The 18,957-nt window shown below is 51.3% G+C and carries 10 protein-coding genes; 9 read left to right on the top strand and 1 reads right to left on the bottom strand.

The genetic code is table 11. The features are described from left to right. The 4 genes from Q0R57_RS12560 to Q0R57_RS12575 form a co-directional block, all read left to right on the top strand. Positions 1–1,448, top strand: a 1,448-nt coding sequence (locus Q0R57_RS12560) for a DUF3987 domain-containing protein (RefSeq protein WP_294748243.1), incomplete at its 5' end; no start/stop codon positions are given. Between the two features lie 44 nt (positions 1,449–1,492). Further along, on the top strand, positions 1,493–1,876 hold the full coding sequence (locus Q0R57_RS12565) for a hypothetical protein (protein ID WP_294748245.1): 384 nt from the start codon (positions 1,493–1,495) through the stop codon (positions 1,874–1,876). Continuing rightward, complete coding sequence (locus Q0R57_RS12570; protein WP_294748248.1) at positions 1,873–2,340, top strand: D-Ala-D-Ala carboxypeptidase family metallohydrolase; 468 nt, start codon at positions 1,873–1,875, stop codon at positions 2,338–2,340. The genes Q0R57_RS12565 and Q0R57_RS12570 overlap by 4 nt, the downstream gene beginning before the upstream one ends. Positions 2,341–3,199: 859 nt before the next feature. Next, on the top strand, positions 3,200–4,069 hold the full coding sequence (locus Q0R57_RS12575) for a hypothetical protein (protein WP_294748251.1): 870 nt from the start codon (positions 3,200–3,202) through the stop codon (positions 4,067–4,069). Positions 4,070–4,293: 224 nt separating this feature from the next. On the opposite strand, the gene Q0R57_RS12580 is transcribed toward Q0R57_RS12575, so the two are convergent. Then, on the bottom strand, positions 4,294–4,416 hold the full coding sequence (locus Q0R57_RS12580; protein WP_294748255.1) for a hypothetical protein: 123 nt from the start codon (positions 4,414–4,416) through the stop codon (positions 4,294–4,296). A gap of 285 nt (positions 4,417–4,701) precedes the next feature. On the opposite strand from Q0R57_RS12580, the gene Q0R57_RS12585 reads away from it, so the two are divergent. From Q0R57_RS12585 to Q0R57_RS12605, 5 genes are all read left to right on the top strand, one after another. Continuing rightward, positions 4,702–4,842 (top strand): hypothetical protein, encoded by a 141-nt coding sequence (locus tag Q0R57_RS12585; protein WP_294748257.1) that lies wholly within the window; start codon positions 4,702–4,704, stop codon positions 4,840–4,842. A gap of 28 nt (positions 4,843–4,870) precedes the next feature. Continuing rightward, the gene (locus Q0R57_RS12590) at positions 4,871–16,510 is read left to right on the top strand and encodes a LamG-like jellyroll fold domain-containing protein (RefSeq protein ID WP_294748260.1); all 11,640 of its coding nucleotides are present in this window, start codon (positions 4,871–4,873) and stop codon (positions 16,508–16,510) included. Between the two features lie 122 nt (positions 16,511–16,632). Beyond that, positions 16,633–17,397, top strand: coding sequence for a hypothetical protein (locus Q0R57_RS12595; protein ID WP_294748263.1), 765 nt, complete (start codon positions 16,633–16,635; stop codon positions 17,395–17,397). A 15-nt stretch (positions 17,398–17,412) separates the two neighbouring features. Continuing rightward, positions 17,413–18,396, top strand: coding sequence for a fimbrillin family protein (locus Q0R57_RS12600; protein WP_294748266.1), 984 nt, complete (start codon positions 17,413–17,415; stop codon positions 18,394–18,396). A gap of 172 nt (positions 18,397–18,568) precedes the next feature. Next, complete coding sequence (locus Q0R57_RS12605) at positions 18,569–18,904, top strand: hypothetical protein (protein WP_294748269.1); 336 nt, start codon at positions 18,569–18,571, stop codon at positions 18,902–18,904. Positions 18,905–18,957 lie beyond the last annotated feature (53 nt).

Here is an 18,957-nt window from a genome sequence, read left to right on the forward strand (position 1 = left end):
GGAATGTGCTGAATGCACTATCGATGTCTGATGGAAGAGGTAAGATGGAAGATGTAGAAAGTGCAGAAGATGAGCAACTTTCAACTTTCAATTCTCAACTTTCAACTCGCAAAATGCCGCAGGGCATTCGCGAAAGTATTGATGCAGTAGGCCCATCGCTGGCCATGCCGGTGGTAACTGCCATCTGCCCATGTATCGGCACATTGGCTACGGGTGTGCAACTGGATGTTCACGGCACTAAGCGCGGACTGAACCTTATCTCTTATATTGCGGGTGATTTTGCCAGTGGTAAGGGTGGCATCGACCCGGTAGTGGAGGCTTGGATGAGCGAGCTGCAGGCACTCGACAAGATGTACCAGCAGCAAGAGGAAGAATGGCGAGCCAAGAAACGTGCTGCTAAGAATCAGAAGAATCAGCCCGAAGAACCGAAGCTTCCCGTGCGCTGTCTGACACTGAACAACACCGTGGCCAATCTGGCCGAACGACTGGCTAACACCGAGGGCAAGCACGGTTTCTCGTTTACCCCCGAGGCGGATACGGTGGCACAGAAGTGGAAATCTACGATGAGTGACTTCTCGGTGATGTTGCGCCAAAGTTACGACGGCAGTAAGTATGAGCGCGAGGCGCGATCAGCCGATGCAGTAAACGTGCATATCGAGCACCTGCTTTGGAACGTGTGCATGTGTGGCACGCCCGATGCGCTTTATCGTGTGGTTAACAATTACACCGACGGATTTCAGAGCCGTATAGCCGTAGCCCGCACGCCCGACAACACGTTTGCACCGCTTGAGGATAAGCCCTACGTGCTGACCGACCGCCAGCGCGACCGCATACAGCAGATAGCCCACCTGCTGCCACTGATGTACGGCGAGGTGATTCTGCCCAAGCTAGAGGCAAAGGGCCGCGAATGGGTGGAACGCATCCGCGTGGAAACGATGAAGAACGATGACCGCACCCGTGCCCGTCAGCGCTTCCGTGTGTGCGTAACAGCCCAGCGTATGGTGTGCTGCCTGATGCTCTGCAAGGTGTGCGAAACACTGATACAGAAGCACGGACTGAGTGGTGCCGAGGCGCAGCTAAAGCAGCAGCCAGGACTCTGGAAGGAACTCTTGCTAAAGGCACAGACACCAACGATGCTTGAGGCTTACGACGTGATAGCCGATTCGCTGCTGGAGAATGCTCTCTACTTCTTCCGCGACCGCATAGAAAACGCTTTCTTGAGTCGCGACTATGCAGGCGGACAGTATGGTGAGCGACAGAAGCGCGGCAAGAACGACTCTATCTTTGAGCGACTTGACATCCAGTTTACGTTCGAGCAGGCTATGCAGCATAGCGTTGCTGTAAAAGGTGCGAACGTGAACCACAACACCGTTCGCCAAATGCTGAAGAACTGGCGCAAGCAGCGGCTCGTAGTATTGGAAGAGGACGGTAATTATCGTAAGTTGTAACGCGGTCATTTGGTCATGGTCATTTGTCATTTTCGATTTTTGATATGATGAACGTAGAAAACAATCAAGATTGCTTTGTGCAGCTCTGGCGCAGACTGGAGCGCACAAGGCGCCTCCTCGGAGGTCAGTATAAGCGTTTCTGTATCCGCAATGTGTTGAAAGCGTGGTTTGGAGGTGAGGCTACCGACGACATGATCTGGGAGGTGTGCCACAAGGCCCTCGTCGACAATGAGCCGCAGGAAGGCTGGAACGAGTTGCCTCTGCCCAGTCTCTATCCACGCAAGCATCGTGAGTTGTTGCGTGCTATCGTGGCCGTACGTCTGGGCATCAGCTATTACAAGGTAAACCTGAAAGCCCTCGACAGCGCCTACAGCATCGCATTCCCTAATAGTACACCAATTAACGTAAACAAGAAAAAGAGATTATGAATAATGTAGAAATCAATAAGCAAGCAAAACTCTCCCAGCATTTTACGCTCGCTGAGTTAACCAAAACGAACACGAAAATTAAAAACGTGCCCAACGAGGCACAAGTAGAGAACTTGAAGCGCCTTTGTGGCTGGCTTGAACGCCTGAGAAGACGGTGGAATAACATTTATGGCGAGGGTAACGACCCCATCATCATCAACAGCGGCTATCGAAGCCCTGAGGTGAACAAGGCTATAGGTGGGGTGGTGGGGTCGAACCACCTGACGGGCTGTGCGGTTGATATCCACGTCTATGGACTAGAGCAGCTAATCCGCTACGCCGCCATCCTGCTCGACATCAGCGACCTGAACAACGAGGACTTCGATGAGTTATTGTTAGAGCGTTCACCCAAGGGCACCTACTGGCTGCACTTCGCTGTAAGACCCCACAATAATCGTCGTAAGGTACGTCTAATACAAACGTGAATCTAATGGTGAAGGGTGACGGGTCAAAGGTGAAGGGTGAAGGGTGAAGGGTGAAGGGTGAAGGGAGGATAGACTAGAAGGTAGAGGGCTGATGGAAGAGGACTGAGGGAAGATTTTCTTCCCTTTTTCTTTGTAGTTTCCCAACTTCTTTGTATCTTTGCCTACAGAAATCAATTATAGTCATAAATTTTAAACATTACAATTATGAAAGAAGAAGAGAAAAAGAAGCAGGTGGAGCTCACCGATGAGGAGCTTAACGATGTAGCAGGTGGATTATCTGCAATAAATACACACTATAAATAATCTCATGCCATAATGATGGCCGGCTATAGGTCGCATTGGAATGGTTTTTTAAATAAGGTGAAAGGTGAGGGCAGTCACTTTTGGGTCTTTCCTGACGTTCCTTTCATCCGTTCCGATGGTGTTTTGCGGTCGTTCCGATGATACTTTACCCCCCTAAAGTATCATCGGAACGAGTCGTAGATGCCATCGGAAACACCCGAAGATGACGTCGGAACGGGTGTAAGATGACGTCGGTCACAGAGCTGCATACCAGAGCGATAGTTTGCACGCAGAATTCGAGGCGAATTTACGCAGAATTCGAGGCGAATTTACGCAGAATTCAGACAATAACAAGCAATGAAGCAAAGGGTATTAAAAGTTCAAAAAAATTTTGCGTTTTGCTGAATATTTTGTACCTTTGCAAATGATATTGGAGTTCGGGATTTACCGATAGTTGCTTTATAAGGACTATATACGATATAGTCCCTATCCCTATAGATAGGGACATATAGTCATAGATAGACCAATAGAGGTCTATCATGACGTATATGAGAACTGGAGAATAGGATAATTGAATATGAGACATAAGAACGACATAGCACTGGCGGCGACAACGGCCAGAAGCTACAACAGACATTGGAGAGCCAAGAAGCTCTCGTGGACAGAGATAGGCAAAATCAAGTACCTCTTCGACGGAGCCTACGAATATATGGACGACGTAACACTGGCCTACCGCAAGGAACAGTTCAACGAGTTGCGCAAGGCCATGGGCTTTAAGCAGGACTCAGAACTGACCGCACTCATTGAGCGGTCGGAGGCTTTCCGTATAGTACGCGACAAAGAGACGAAGAAGATGGAGGCTTTTATGTCGCCCTTTGTGGGCGACCGCTATGTTCTGACAGACAGTCAGGAGATAGAGGAGCCTGCTATTCCCTACGAGTTGTTTGACTGTAAGGCTAACGCACTGGCCAATAATAACGACCGCGACAAGATCAGCGAGAACCAGCGTCACCACAAGAACGGCATCAACATGAAGATGCTGCTGGCAGGCAACGTACCGCAGTTTCATATCAAGCCCAGCGAGGAAGCCTACAAGCGTGTTCATGACGGGCTGAGGAAAATTCTAGAAGACGACTGGTTAAGGGCAAGATACTATGGTGAGTTCCTTTATGCGTATATGAAGAAATATGAGTGTAACTATACCGTGGCCTATGAGGTGCTCAGCACGTATATCGACGAGAAGCTGGCACGTCATATGGCGTGTCGTGTGGGCATTGAAAACTGGCCCGGCGAGGCCATTACCAAGTGGGTGCAGAACTACTTCAGTGCCAAGAAGCTCCCCTTTGTCATCACGGAGGCCAATCAGGTGCACAATCGCTGCATAGAAAAGCTCATGAACCGACATGACTTGATATTTGCTGATCCCGTCAAGAACTCCTACGTGTAGGAAAATTTGCGGGTACGTGTACAAAATTTTGCGGGTACACGTACTAGCATTTTTTTCTACGTGTACTAGCAATTATAGGCCCTGAAAAGGTGACGGGTGAAGGCTGCGATTAAGCGAGAGCAGAGCCAAACTTGTTTGAGCTATGCCGAGCGAGAGCAGACTAGACCGAAGGTCAAGGGTGAAAGGAGGTTACACAAAAGGCCTCCCACCTTTTTTTACTATGCCTAATACAGCAGCCCTACCACCCAGAGAGGTAGCTTCTTGCCAACGGGGAATTCCATGGAGTCTGCCAGAATGTATGAATTAGGAATGTCTGCTATCTGGTCTAAACTTATTGTAATAACCAAATTTTTAGCCAAAAAGGTTAATATAATAAGCGAAATATTACATAGAGGCTACTTAATCTCTCTGTGAAGCATGGGTTTCTGAACAACAGCGAACAACAGGGACTGGTGAGCGTCTTGCCTAATGGAAGAGGGAAGGTCAATATAGTTTCAAAATCGTAAAAAGGAGCCTCAATATTTACAAAAGTTGAAGAAAATGCGCCTTTTTGTTTTGTTATTTGTGATATTTTGTTTAAATTTGCAGCCATAACTACATAACCCAGAACATAATTTAAAACGATCTATGTGATGAAAAAGAAATTATTTCTAATGATTGCCCTGCTCTGCGCAGTTGTGCAGGGGGTGTGGGCAACTGAATGGGATGACGTCTATGAACTGACGCACGCAGGCGTGTATATTAAAAATGGTGTAGTGAAAGTGAATAAGTAATTTTATATTAACCTAATTTATTTATATTATGTACAACAATCTATCAAAAACAAGGCGAGGACGACCGTGGCTACTACTGGCGGCGCTCTTCGCGTGGCTGCTGCCACAGAATGCAGTGGCCGACAGTCCGCTTTTACAGTCGTATCGCTATCAGGTGATGCTTGCTGGTAGCAACACGGTCCGTATTTCTGCGCCCATCTATGATGAGGTAAGTACTGACAACTGGACCAATAATGCTACCCTGACTATCAAGTGGACAGACAAGAACAAGATTGAACATTCTGAAGTCCTGTTGACATGGAAAGCGGATATTCTGGTTGATCCTTTTGGAGTGAGTTTGTATGACAATGACAAGTCGGAAGTTCCCGCCAAGTTCGAGACAAAGGCCGGTGGCAGCATTGAAATCACGCGAGGCAATTCGTCGCAGACCTTTAAGATTACCAAGGGCGATGGCGAAGTGAGCAATAGTATCTTTGCCGACAGTGACGGTGAGCAGTACTCGTTTTCTGCTGTCTGGACCATTCCCTACGAGATGTATGACCAGGAAGTGACTTTCGAGTGGGATGTGAAAGTCGGTGGTTCTGCCTATTTGCACGGTACGAAGCCCTGCTCAATAGACAAAACCGTCATCCACCTGCCGGAGGCCCCCACAGTAGCATCGCCACAGTTGGCTATGGCTACCATGTCCTTTAATGAGCCAGGCATGTTGGAACTGCCTTGGTTTATTGCTTCCGACCGTGTTACTTCGGCCCGGTATGAGTATATAGACTACAACGGCGTCCTTGTCAAAAAGGACTTGCAGTCTGGCATCAGCAATGGTACCATCTACTTGGATGCCGACGTTCCTCATAACAATCTGCGTGTCATGGTTGACTATTTGGATCGCGACAATAATCCTATTCATGTAACGTCAGAACCACAGACACAGCAGATGATTCACGTGCCTGTGGGACTGAGTGCGCGGTCGTTAGGCGACAGCAAGGCTTCGGTGCAATTGGACTGGGGCGTTGCTTATCCGAAGGTCGAAGACATAGCAACTACCGATTTCTTCGAGATACAACGCTCACTGACAGGTAAGGAGGAAGATTTTGAGACCATCTTCAGTGAGCCCTACACCGCCGACTCTGCGCAGACCCATTATACCTTTGTCGACAGCACCCTGATAGATGCCGTAGACAAGACCATGCTGAAGAATGGCACGCTGGACAGCCTGACCTACCGTGTGCGCCGTATGATGACGCAGGCATGGGGCTGGAACAACAGGTGCGTACAAACAGAAAGGTGTGTCGTCGACGAAATCCATCTGCGGCGTATAGCCACCTATTCCGCTCAGTGGGAAGACCAGCGAGCCTTTACCGCCCGCGTCTCCTGGGAGTATGCCGACGAGCCTAATGCCGTTTGGGACGATCGTGCCAAGATGATGCTGCGCGTCACGGTGTTCAACCAGGCCGGCGACACCGTGAACATCCAGAACATAGAACTCTCTCCAGAGGAACGCGAACAGCGTTACAAGGTGATTGACCTCTCGCGCTCGTGTGTTAATTATAAGGTGGAGATGTATATCGACCGTGGCACTTCTCCCCTCCCGACATACGATGAGGTTGAACCATACTACTTCCCCATCCGCACAGATGGCGACTGGTACGACTTCTGCGAGAAGGTGATTAAGGCTAAGGGCGAGTACGATGTGAACGCCCGACTCTATACCGACATTGAAAGCGGCCGCAGGCCTTGCGGTCCTGAAGGTTATCCCTACCGGGGCGTGTTCGATGGCAACGGCCACACGCTGACTGTCGACCTCATGAATTACGACCCCTATCTGGCTCCTTTCCGCTATGTGACCAATGCCACCATTAAGAACCTGCACGTGGCGGGCGACGTCTGGTCTGATGGACAATATGCGGGCGGACTGATTGCTTACGTACTCAATGGCAGCGATGTCACGATTGAGAACTGCCGCTCGTCAGTGACCATCTATAGCACCAAGACTACCAACGGTGGCTTCATTGCCCGTTTGGGCGACGACGGTAAAGCCGTGATACGCAACAGTAAGTTTGATGGCAGTTTTGAGGGTGGTAAAAGCCACCATAATGGTGGATTTATTGGCTATTGCCAAAACGGGAGTACGGCAATTATCGACAACTGTCTCTTTGCACCCGACCATATTAGTACCGCCTTGACCAGCTGTCAAACGTGGGCACGAGGCGACGGACATACACTTAATGTCACCAACAGTTTTGCCACCCGCGAATATACATCGCGGGTCATCATCTACAACGCCACCGATTGGCATACGTTTGCTGTGATGGTGAATGATGCCAGGGGGCAGTATGACGTGGACGCAGTCCTTGCCGCCGACATCACGACGAGTGAGCACGTGGGAGTAACCACAGGTGCTGTTTATCGCGGAACCTTCGAAGGCGACGGTCACACGCTGACGTTCAACAAGGACTGGACGGAGAACGAGCGATATATTGCTCCCTTCCGCCATGCAAGCAACGCCACCATCAAGAACCTGCACGTGGCCGGTACCATCAAGTCTGGCCAGATGTATCCTGCCGGCCTCATTGCACAGGTCATTAACGGAACGACAACCATTGAGAATTGCCGCTCGTCGGTCACCCTCAATGGCACCATGGATGGCGAAGGAACCCTTGCTGGTTTCGTTGGACGCGTAACCGATTCCAATGTTACCATCTCCAACAGTAAGTTTGATGGCAGCTTTGAGGGTGAAAAGAGCATAGGAAACGGTGGTTTCATCGCTTGGGTTGACGAAAGGAGCCTTGCAATCATCGAAAACAGCCTCTTCATGCCTGACCATGTCACCACCAATCCCGAAAAGAGTGATACGTGGGCACGACAGGACGAAAGAGGTCACGTGGTAATCAACAACTGCTATGCCACCAAGGAGTTCTGCCACCTCCTCGAAAACGACAGCGACTGGGAAGAGTTCCGGACGGCACTGAAAAACCGCGGCACGAAGAGCGTGAATGCCGTCATGAATGCCGACTTCACAGTAAACAATTCTGCTGATGATTTCAAGGGCGTTTTCGATGGTAATGGCCATACGCTGTCCATGAGAAATGGTGGTGGCAGCTTATTCAACTCTGCCCATGACTACACCATCAAGAACCTGCACCTCATGGTAGTCCCCGATGGCACTCTCGGGGTTGGAGATTACGGTGCCGCATTAGTGTGGAACAGCTATAACGCCAATATCCAGAGTTGTTGGGTATCGAGCAGTATTCATGGTTTCAACCTGAATGTCGGCGGTTTTATCGGCCACGGACATGACACTCAGCAAACCGTCAACAACTGTCTGTTCGACGGTGCCATCAGTGCTGGAAACGATGGAGCACTCGGTAGTAATTCCTACGTTGGAGCATTCATCGGCTATGCCGGCGATGTTGGTTTCTTTACAGTAACCAATTGCCTGGAAAACGGACAATATTATTACGTGGGTGCTCGGGCACTCGGTTTTTATTATAGGCTGCGTATTTGTAATAACGGTTCCAGCGTTACTAATAACTATTCCTACGGAGACAGGAGCGAATGGTACGACATCGACGAAGCTTCCTCCGATGTATCAGAGATGGTTCAGAAACTGGGCTCTGGCTGGGTAGTGAGTGGTAACAAGGCTGTGCCCAAGATGGCCAACCGCAACCTGTGGAACAACGTCGGCTCGCTGTCGGCCAGCGATTTGGCCAGCGGCCTGGGATCCGCTTGGTATGTGGACGGCGACAAGGTGCTGCCTATGATGAGCGGTAGCCTGATTGGCGCCTCGGAAGGAGAACTGGCACAGTTCTTCACGGTTGGTTGGACGCTGGACGGCTCTGAGCTCAATCCCATCATGACGACAACGGAAGAATACGACCCCGTTACCTATCCCGACCCCCAGCTGCCCGCTGACAACTTCTACCATGAAGGCAATGGTGAGATTGGTAAGACGCTGATGACGGAGACCCGCCAGAGCAGCGTCGTGCTAACATGGGACGTAGAAGGCGTCGTTGACTACTTCCAGGTGTATCGCCGTATCGAAGGCAGTGGCGACAATGACTGGGAACTCGTTGCTGACAACCTTGATAATACGGGCTATGAGGACAAGAGCGTATCGCCCTTGCTGCGCTATGAATATAAGGTACGTGCCGTCACCGACTGCGAGGGCAAGCACCACTCTGAGACCGATGTGAAGGCAGGCGCTTGTAAGAACACAGGACGCGTGGCCGGCTACGTACGTCTCAACGACGGAACGGGTGTGCCCAACATTGAGGTGACGGTGACGCACGATAAACTGGCCGACAATGACAACGACCAAGCCGTTACCAAGACGGCCAATACCGATGAAACGGGCTATTTCGTCATCGACGGCTTACCATATAATGGTCTGTCGGACATTGAATACATTGTGAGCCCGACCGTTCGCGGCAACATCAAGTTTGAAGATGGCAAGACCCGCTACACCGTTACCTTCGACGGTGAGAAGAACGACGAATCGATACCTGAGTTTACCATCATCAACAGCCACCGTTTCTCAGGCTTTGTGATGTACGACGGCACGAGCATCCCCGTAAAGGGTGCCCATTTCAAAGTGGATGACCATAACATCTATGACGCTTCGGGCAAACTCGTGGAGACCGACTTCGACGGTAGTTTCTCATTCCGCGTGCTCGACGGTCAGGACAGCATTCAGGTATGGATGGACCAGCACAGTTTCACCGAGGATGGCTACTATCTGGACAAGAACAAGAACATGGCTGTCATCACCAAGGACGAAGCAGACATCTACTTCTACGATGCTACTAAAGTGAAGCTGATAGGTCGTGTGGTCGGTGGTAACGACCAGGGCGACAAGCCTTTGGACAACAACCTCTCGAAGAACAACCTGGGCCGCAACCTGACCATGGTGATGACTTTAGAGGGCGACAACACGTCGTGGCTGGTCTACGACAACCTGAACACCGACCTGAAGACGCGCGAGCTCACCTTCCCGCATGCTGGCGGCAATGGCCACCAGACTACTGCTGTGGTGGAGCGCAAGCGCATGACGGTGAAGCCCGACTCCGTGACGGGTGAGTACACGCTGATGCTGCCACCAGTCCGTTGGAAGGTACAGCAGGTCTATTGCGAGGGTTATCCCACACTGTTCCAGGAAGGTCAGGCAAGCGAGGTCATCGACCTGACCGATTGCCTCACAGCCATTAACACAACCTATACAGGTATCTTCTACGATGTCGATAAGAATAGATTTGAAGAGCTCCAGGCTACCTACAATGCCGTCTATAACCGCATCTACCACGCTCCTGTGGAGATTAGCTATAAGCAGTTGGGCTATGACTCGTTCGACTACTTCGGCGACAAGAGCTACATGTCAACGAGCGTAGGAAGCGATAAGATCGAGGTTCCCCTGGCGCGCTATGACAGCATCAGTCATACCACTCACTACACCTTCGGCTATCCGGTGTTCAGTCTGAACCGCCGCTATCCCGTTCAGGTGGAGGTGGCCGAGCGCTATCGATATAATAATGACACACGCACAGGTATCGTAGATATCGTACCTGTTGGCGGTGGCAAGGTGACCGTACACAACGGCATGAAGAACGATCCTACGCCTGAGGTTGTAGAACTTGACAGCGTGGGTCGCGGCTACTTCTACATCACTGCCGACCAGACAGTACGTCTGATGACTGGCGCCGATGCCCTGAAGACCGTGACGCTGACATTGACGCAGAACGGTACGACCTACGAGGCCGAACCGTTGAAGGCTTATACCTTGAACATGTTTACTACGGGCGGTTTCAAGGACGTACTGGTGTCTGGTCAGCCCCTGCTGATTGACGTGCTCCGCGACCCGCCAGGCGGTGGCAGTACTGCTACGCTGTCCAAGGGCTCTAAGCTGAAGTACGCTTATTCGGTCGACTGCACTTTGAAGGGTGGCTTGCAATTCTCCTTGGTCTATGGTACGATGCTGGATCGCTTTACTGGTGTCGTCTCTGCTCCTGAGGGTGTTGGTACAGCTACCGGTATCATGAACAGCACAGATATCTCGAAGGTCTTCGAGTTCGATTATTCCCTTAACGCTGAGGGCCATCGTGCCTTCTCCTACACGATGAACGTGAATGAAGACATCACTACCAGCAGCGACCCGAACATGGTGGGAGCCGATGCCGACCTGTATATCGGTATGACGCAAAACATCGTCGTTCAGCCCATGAGTACCATCCGTGCCATCCCCGACAGCATCTTCCAGCAGTTGAAGGGCCGACTGGGTGGCGGTACAACAGGCGGCTACAGCAATGACTACGGCTCGATGGTAGACATTGCCGAGGGTAAGGACCTGAATGGTAATAAGTTCCATCTGGTGCGCGACGAGTCTATCGGCTATGGCCCTGAGGTGACCTCACAGTTCGTCCACTCGCAGAAGCACATCCTGACCCAGATTATCCCTGAAAAGATCAAGGAACTCCGTGCCTTGATGTTCATCGGAACGGCAGAAGATGCCCAGAAGAAGGCCGACGCTACGGGCAAGCCCGTCTATCGTTCACTGGTTCCGGAGGATGATGATAACTTCGGCCTCGTCAACACAAAGGACGGAGACATCTACTACTATACCAGTAGCATGGAGGAAGTGCCCGGCATGAACTATGTCATTCATATACCGAGCAGTGCCACCACGACGCCTATTGATGAGGTGGCAGAGAAGTGTCAGACCATGTTGGCATGGGGTCTGATGATTGCTAAGAACGAACGTGAGAAGGTGGCTACCATTCTGGGCACAACACCGTTTGCCAACTATGATGTGGACGGCGGTACAAAGGTGACCTATAGCGAACAGTTCGAAAGCGATTACACGATTTCAAACTTTATCAGCCTGCCAGGTGTCAGAGGTCACCTATTCTTCGACACAGGCGGTCTTGACGCTGGATTGTCTGCTGGTGCGATGCTGGGTATTAAGTTGTTGGCTGCGCTGATAGAAAAGGGCTGGGCCCAGACCGATAAAGCGACGCAAGCTTCTGGAAAAACCAGTACGGACAAGGCCGATGAATTTAGCACGAAAGTCGTCTTTGCCGGCAAGACCTCACAGTTCAGGCTCGTGCCTATTGCTAACTATACGACGAAGGGTATCGATACTGAGGAGAAGGCCTATAGCCGCAAGGAGACCTTCAACATCGTGATGGATAAGAAGAGTCACCTGAACATCGACGTCTATAAGGCATTGACCGATACAGCCACCATCAATAGCAATACCGCGCTGAATGTCTACTCGAACCAGAACTTCTACAACATGACGGACTTCGTGCAGCCATTTATTGAGAGAGGAAGCACGATGGCGGAAGCCATCTATGCACGCAGCTTCGTCTATCGCACGCGTGGCGGTGCTACCGTCAACCCGTGGGAGAGTGAGCGCCGTACCATCGGCTACAGCCCAGGCTATCTGCTCGACGAGCGTACCAAGAAGATTCAGAACCCGAAGATTTCGCTTGACCGTCAGAGCATCAGCGGTGTGGCCATCGATAAACCAGCCCGCTTCAAGGTCTATCTGACCAACGACAGCGAACAGCCAGAGGCTGCTACGGGTGGTGTCGCCCTTTATAACTTCTATCTGGATTCGAAGTCAAATCCTAATGGTGCTAAGCTGATGCTCGATGGTATCGCCATGACCAGCTCGGGTTGGAACCTCTATCTGCTCCCGGGTGAAGTGGTAGAGAAAACGCTGGAGGTCTATGCAGGCACCGAGTTCGACTACGAGGGTCTGAAACTTGGTCTCATGTCATGCTCCGATCCCGACCACATTTGGGAGGAAGCAACCTTCGACGTCCACTTCCTGCGTCAGGCCGGACCGGTGAACATCTCGTCGCCTGGCGACAAGTGGGTGATGAACACCTATGCCAGCGAGGACGACAAGCGCGGCTGGTTCATCCCTGTCACCATCGATGGCTTCGACAAGCACCAGCATAACTTCGACCACATCGAGTTCCAGTATAAGGAGTCGCAGCGTGGCGACGACAGTTGGACCAACCTCTGCTCGTTCTATGCCGACTCGCTGCTCATGACCAAGGCCAGCGGCGAACGTGAGATGATTCCTGAGAATGGTAACATCGTCACCAACTTCTATGGTGAAGGTACGGTGATGGAGAAAGCCTACGACCTGCGCGCCGTGCTCTTCTGCCGCAACGGCAACGAGTTCCTGACCACGTCGTCGAAGATTCTGAGCGGTGTGAAGGATACCCGTCGTCCGCAGCTGTTCGGTACGCCCGAACCTACGAATGGTGTGCTGACAGCAGGCGACAACATCGTGTTCAACTTCTCGGAAGATATCGAATACAACTACTTGAGCGCCATCACCAACTTCGAGGTGAAAGGCGAAACGAATAATGACAATATCTCTGATGCCGTAAGCCTGCAGTTCAAGGGACAGGCCAGCGTAGAGAGTGAGGCCCGTCGTAACTTCGACGGCAAGAGCCTGACCATCGACATGATGATTGAGCCCGACACACTCGCTAAGCGCGACATGCCGCTGTTCTCACACGGCACGAATGGTCAGAAGCTGCAGCTGTGGCTGACCTCAGACTTCAAGCTGAAGGCCGTCATCAACGATGACAAATATGTCTCTGACACTGCCATCCAGACGGGCATCTTCACACAGGTGGCCATGAGCATTGACCTCGCAAGCGACTCCATTGCCTTCTACAATGGTGGCAAGCTGCTGGGCAAGCAGAAACTCCTGACCCACTACACTGGTACGGGCAAGCTCATCTTCGGACGCACCAACGAGGGCGACCGCATGGACAGCAAGTACTACGAGGGCCGCATGATGGAGGCTCGCCTGTGGTATCGCGCCATGGACGGTGGACTCATCGGAACGACCTACGGCTATCGCCGTCTGACGGGCTATGAGCAAGGACTGGTTGACTACTACCCGATGAATGAGGGCTCGGGCGACTATGTCATGGACAAGACGCAGGGTGCCAACGCTAAGCTGATGGGTGCCAACTGGGCTGTACCTCGTGGCTACTCACTGCACTTGGTCAACGAGGGTCTGGAGCTGACAACAAACGCTATGAACCGCACGAAGGAAGAGGACTATACGCTGATGTTCTGGTTCAAGACCGACCGCAACGGTCGTGGTGTACTGGTCAGCAACGGTGCTGGTACGAAGGATGAAATCGGTGCAAAGAACATCTTCAACATTGCCTTCGAGGCTGAGAAACTGATGTACCGCTCGAACGGCTTCGCTATGCAGGTTCCTGGCAACTGGAGTGACGGACAGTGGCACCACTACGCCATGACGGTGAACCGTGGTGTCAACGTGGTTAACATCTACGTCGATAAGGAGCTGCGCACCACGTTTGCTGCCGACAGCCTCGGTGCTATCACTGGTGGTATCCCAATGCTTGGTGCTGCCAAGTATAAGGAGAAGAATGCTAACGGAGAGACTGTTACCATCGACACCCGCAACTGGCTGACTGGTAACATCGATGAGTTCTGCTTCTTTGCACAGGCTCTGCCGCTGTCGCTCGTCAAGACCTACTCGACGAAGAGTCCGTATGGCGATGAGGCTGGTCTGCTGACCTACCTGGCCTTCGACCGTCAGGAGCGTCTGAAGAACAACAAGATTGAGACGATGCCTTATGCTTATAGCAAGAAGATCCATCTGGATGCCGACGGCAATATCCGTTATGAGGAAGACCCTGTGACCCGCAAGCCGACCACCACGCCGATACGTGACTACGTGTTCGTTGATTCTATCAACGTAATCCAAGCTCACATCACCGACGAGACGGCTGCTCCTGTAGTGCCCTTCGAGGAACTGGAGAACCTGAAGTTCAGCTTCGTGGGTGAGGGTCATAAGCTGCTGGTCAACGTGAACGAGACTGCTGCCAAGCTGAACCGCCGCAATCTCTATGTCACCGTCCGTGATGTAGAAGACAAGCGCGGCAATGCGATGGCTTCGCCACAGACCGCTGTCTTCCTGGTAAGCAACAGCAGTCTGGAGTGGCTGGTGAACCGTCTCGACCATACTATTAAATATGGTACGGGCGAGGATGACGATCAGTTGCTGACTCTGCCGTTCTATAACAGCAGCGCCATCAGTCATACCTACACCATTGAGAACTGTCCGAAGTGGCTCGCACTCAGCAGCTATACCGACGTGATTGCTCCGCAGACTCTGGGCTATGTCAATGCCAAGGTCAGCAAGGATCTGAATGTCGGTACCTATAACGAGATTATCTATCTGACCGACGAGGATGGCATTAGCGAACCGTTCTATCTCAACCTGACCATCGAGGGCGAGCAGCCTGAGTGGGCAGAGAAGGTAGATGGCAACCTACTGGCGAACTCGATGAGCATCATCGGACAGGTTTATATCAATGATGAGCTTGACACTGACGCTCGAGACATCGTGGGTGCCTTCGACAGCAAGGGCGTTTGCCACGGATTTGCCAACATCAGCAACTCAACACTGACTGGCGAGATGGGCCTCTACCTGACCGTCTATGACAGTCTGGCTACCGGCCGCGAGCTGAACTTCCGTCTGTGGCAGTACAGCACCGGTCGTGAGATTGTGCTGACACCAGAATCGGCCATCACGTTTGCGAAGGATGCCATGCTGGGCAGCGACACGCCCGTACGTTTCACAGGTGGCAGCAGCTTCATCCAGAACTTCTATCTGGCTGAGGGCTGGAACTGGGTATCGTTCAATATCCAGAGCGAGAGTCTGTTCGACCTGAACAAGCTGCTGAGCGGCATGAGCTGGACAGATGGCGACGTACTGACCGAACTTGGCGGCAAGCTGACGCTGAACTACGAGAATGGTCAGTGGCTGGCCGGTGGCAGCACCGCGAATGTAGTCATCTCACCGAAGAAGGCGTATGCCATCAAGGTCCAGAAGGACTGCACATTCCCCATCGAGGGTAGCGTCATCAAGCAGAAGGATGCCCGTACCATCAACCTGAAACAGGGTTGGAACGGCATCGGCTACACACCGGTTGTCAACTTGACCGTCGAGACGGCTCTGAGCGACTACTACGACTATGCTGAACCGGGCGACGTGATCAAGAGTCACACTGAGTTTGCTTACTTCACCAAGAGTGGCAACACCGGACGCTGGCGCGGCTCGCTGCAGTACATGAAGCCCGGTGAGGGCTACATGATGCTCCGCAAGGGTGCGGCAGACGCCAAGTTCTCTTATCCGTTCTTCGAACTGGGCAGCAATGCCGGTGAACTCTGGACGACCAATACCAGTTACGCCGCTGCCGCCAAGGCACGCAGCACCATGAGCGTGAGCGCCGTGGTTGAAGGATTTGAGACCGAGGACGGTGACAAACTTATCGCCTTCGCTAATGGCGAGACAGTTGGTGAAGCTATTCTCTCACCTCTGACCGCTGACCTCTCACCTCTCTTCTATCTGAGCATCGCTGCCGACAAGCCGGAGAAACTCTGGTTCGCTATCGAGCGTGACGGCGAGATCGTAGCTTCTACTGGTGAGATCATGACCTTCAAGACCAATGCCGTCATCGGCAGTCCCGACCAGCCTACAGCCATCAACTTCGTGAAGGCTGAATACGCAGACGGCCAGTGGTACAGCATCAGCGGTATGAAGCTGCAGAAGCGTCCAACCAAGAGTGGTGTGTATATCTTCAACGGACGTAAGGTCGTGGTTAAGTGAGCGAAGAACTGAGCTTGCTCGAGTTCTTTGCAAGCAAAGCGGCAAAGCCGAGCGCTTCCGAACGGGAACGAGCTCGAGCGTAGCTCAAGATCGTCGTTAAGTAACATTAAATAAAGAGTATTATGAATAAGATAAAATTAATGTTCGTTCTGCTGGCAAGCCTCGTACTGGGGGCTTGCAGCAGCAGCGACGATGACAGTGACAGCAAGGAAGTGCTGATCACTGAGGCAGCAGTCACTGAGGCCCCACAGTGGGCGATGGACTGGAGCAACAACCAGGAACGCCCCAACTGGACCGAGCCTGACGGTTATCTATACGAGGTTGGAACCATCCTGAAAGTACAGATTGAAGAGACGCTCATGCCATTCGCATCCAGTGGAGACCTGTTGGCGCTCTTCGTAAACGGTGAACTGCGCGGACTGGCCAGTCCTGCCGTCAAAATAGGCACAGGACAGACAGAAAACGGAAAGTTCCTGATGAAGGCCTACGGCAAAGAGGCGGGAACCGTGAACATGTCACTGCAATACTACAGCCAACAGTTGAAGCACCTCTTCACGCTGACGGGTGACATCAACTTGGACGCTGACGAAACCACCGGCATTGATGAGGCGTACATTCCTGAGTTCACCCTCGGTTCGGCCAAGTATCCAGTGGTGATGAATCTCAATGTCAGCACTATCATTGCCAAGGCTTCTATACAGCCTGCACAGGGCGACTACTTCGCTGCTTTCGTTGGAAACGAGTGCCGTGGCGTGTCATCAGCCTTCGATAACCTGTCATTAATCGTCTATGGTTGTGAGGAAGGTGAGAGCATCACTCTGAAATATTATCAAGCTGCTACGGGTAAGGTCTATACCTTCACCGATGCAGCCAAGACAAAGCGTTAAAAAAAGAAAAGAATTATGAATAAGACAAAGTTAATATTCGTTCTGCTGACAAGCCTCGCACTCGGGGCTTGCAGCAACAGCGATGATGACGAGCTGACGTCACAACAGCCCAAGTTCTACCCAATGACCATCGAGGTCACGGAAAATCCCATGGTTCAAGATGGTGAAGGGGGTGGTACAACGAGAGCGGCGATAACTACCAATTCATCGCTTGACAAGTTCTATATGAGTTATGTGTATGGTAGTGAAGCAAGTTCAGATCCAATTACAGCCACGAAAGGTTCTGAAGGGAAATGGTCAAGTACGGGTTCATGGCCCGGTACTTCAGATGAGGTTACTTGGTACGCCTACACTGATGACACATTCAATCAAACAGAAGATGCCAATAAGTTACCCTACATCAACTTCACAGTTGAGGAGGCTGCCGCAAGCCAGCATGATTTGTTGGTAGCTACGGCCAGCGGTACCTATAGTGGCACCGGCGGCAAACTCACCTTCACCTTTGACCACGCATGTTCTGCCCTGCGCTTCTACGTAAAGAAGTCGCCGAATCTGGATAGCTACACATTAAGTGTAAGCAGCATCGTACTCAAGAACGTCAAAAAACACGGTAAGTATTACTACGGAACATCATCGTGGAATGATATTGATACCTACACCAATTACACCCTATATAGTGGTTCGGCAATGACACTTGGCTCTGATAAAACTAAAGACTACGTTGCTCTTAACGGCAATTTTGGTACAGCAGGAGAGCCATACCTCTTCATAATTCCGCAGACGTTGACTGCATGGGATACCACTGGAGATTTAAGCAATACCTATCTTGAACTGACGTGTACTATCACCAATACAAGTACTAGCACACAGGTTTATAGCGGTACAGCCTATATCCCCTATGCTGCCACTTTCGAGAAAGGCACGAAGTACGATGTAAAGATTAACATCGGTAAGAATTCGCTCTATAGCGGTCCTAGAACAAAAATCATTAGCGATTAAAGTTATGAAAAAGAAAATATATTCAACTCCTCAGACGAAAACCGTTCATCTTCGCGGTCCCGTCGTTATGTTAGAGGGCTCAAATGAAGTAAGCAGTTTCAAGAACGGTAACGACATATACATTGGTGACGAAGAATAATAATTAGTACCTATAATTCTAAAAACTATAAATATGATTAATCTAACGAAGAACTTTTTGCGAGGGCGGCCTTGGCTAATAATGCTTGCGGCGCTCTTCGCATGGCTATTGCCTCAGACGGCATTGGCCGATGGTGACTACACTACGTACGTGGATATGTCGTACAACTACGGTGTGTCGCTCGATGGTTCTAACACCGTGAAGATTCATGTACCGGTCTATCAACAGGAGGGTGCCGACTGCTGGATTAAAGACGGTAAACTGAAAGTGTCCATTGCCGGCGCAAGCGAAATCACGCTCTTTGAGTGGAAAGCTTCCGAGAATATCGACGGCGATGCCAACCAGTTCTGGCCGCAGCCGCGACTATGATGACTGGGATGAGGACGAGTAACCCTCAGAAGGTGAAATAACTCGACAATCAG

It is taken from the genome of uncultured Prevotella sp. (assembly GCF_946407605.1).
Classification (GTDB): domain Bacteria; phylum Bacteroidota; class Bacteroidia; order Bacteroidales; family Bacteroidaceae; genus Prevotella.

Bases quoted from the DNA above. Each gene is read 5' to 3' on its own strand.
- Q0R57_RS12565 (WP_294748245.1), top strand. From the start codon at position 1,493: ATGATGAACGTAGAAAACAATCAAGATTGCTTTGTGCAGCTCTGGCGC.
- Q0R57_RS12570 (WP_294748248.1), top strand. From the start codon at position 1,873: ATGAATAATGTAGAAATCAATAAGCAAGCAAAACTCTCCCAGCATTTT.
- Q0R57_RS12575 (WP_294748251.1), top strand. From the start codon at position 3,200: ATGAGACATAAGAACGACATAGCACTGGCGGCGACAACGGCCAGAAGC.
- Q0R57_RS12585 (WP_294748257.1), top strand. From the start codon at position 4,702: ATGAAAAAGAAATTATTTCTAATGATTGCCCTGCTCTGCGCAGTTGTG.
- Q0R57_RS12590 (WP_294748260.1), top strand. From the start codon at position 4,871: ATGTACAACAATCTATCAAAAACAAGGCGAGGACGACCGTGGCTACTA.
- Q0R57_RS12595 (WP_294748263.1), top strand. From the start codon at position 16,633: ATGAATAAGATAAAATTAATGTTCGTTCTGCTGGCAAGCCTCGTACTG.
- Q0R57_RS12600 (WP_294748266.1), top strand. From the start codon at position 17,413: ATGAATAAGACAAAGTTAATATTCGTTCTGCTGACAAGCCTCGCACTC.
- Q0R57_RS12605 (WP_294748269.1), top strand. From the start codon at position 18,569: ATGATTAATCTAACGAAGAACTTTTTGCGAGGGCGGCCTTGGCTAATA.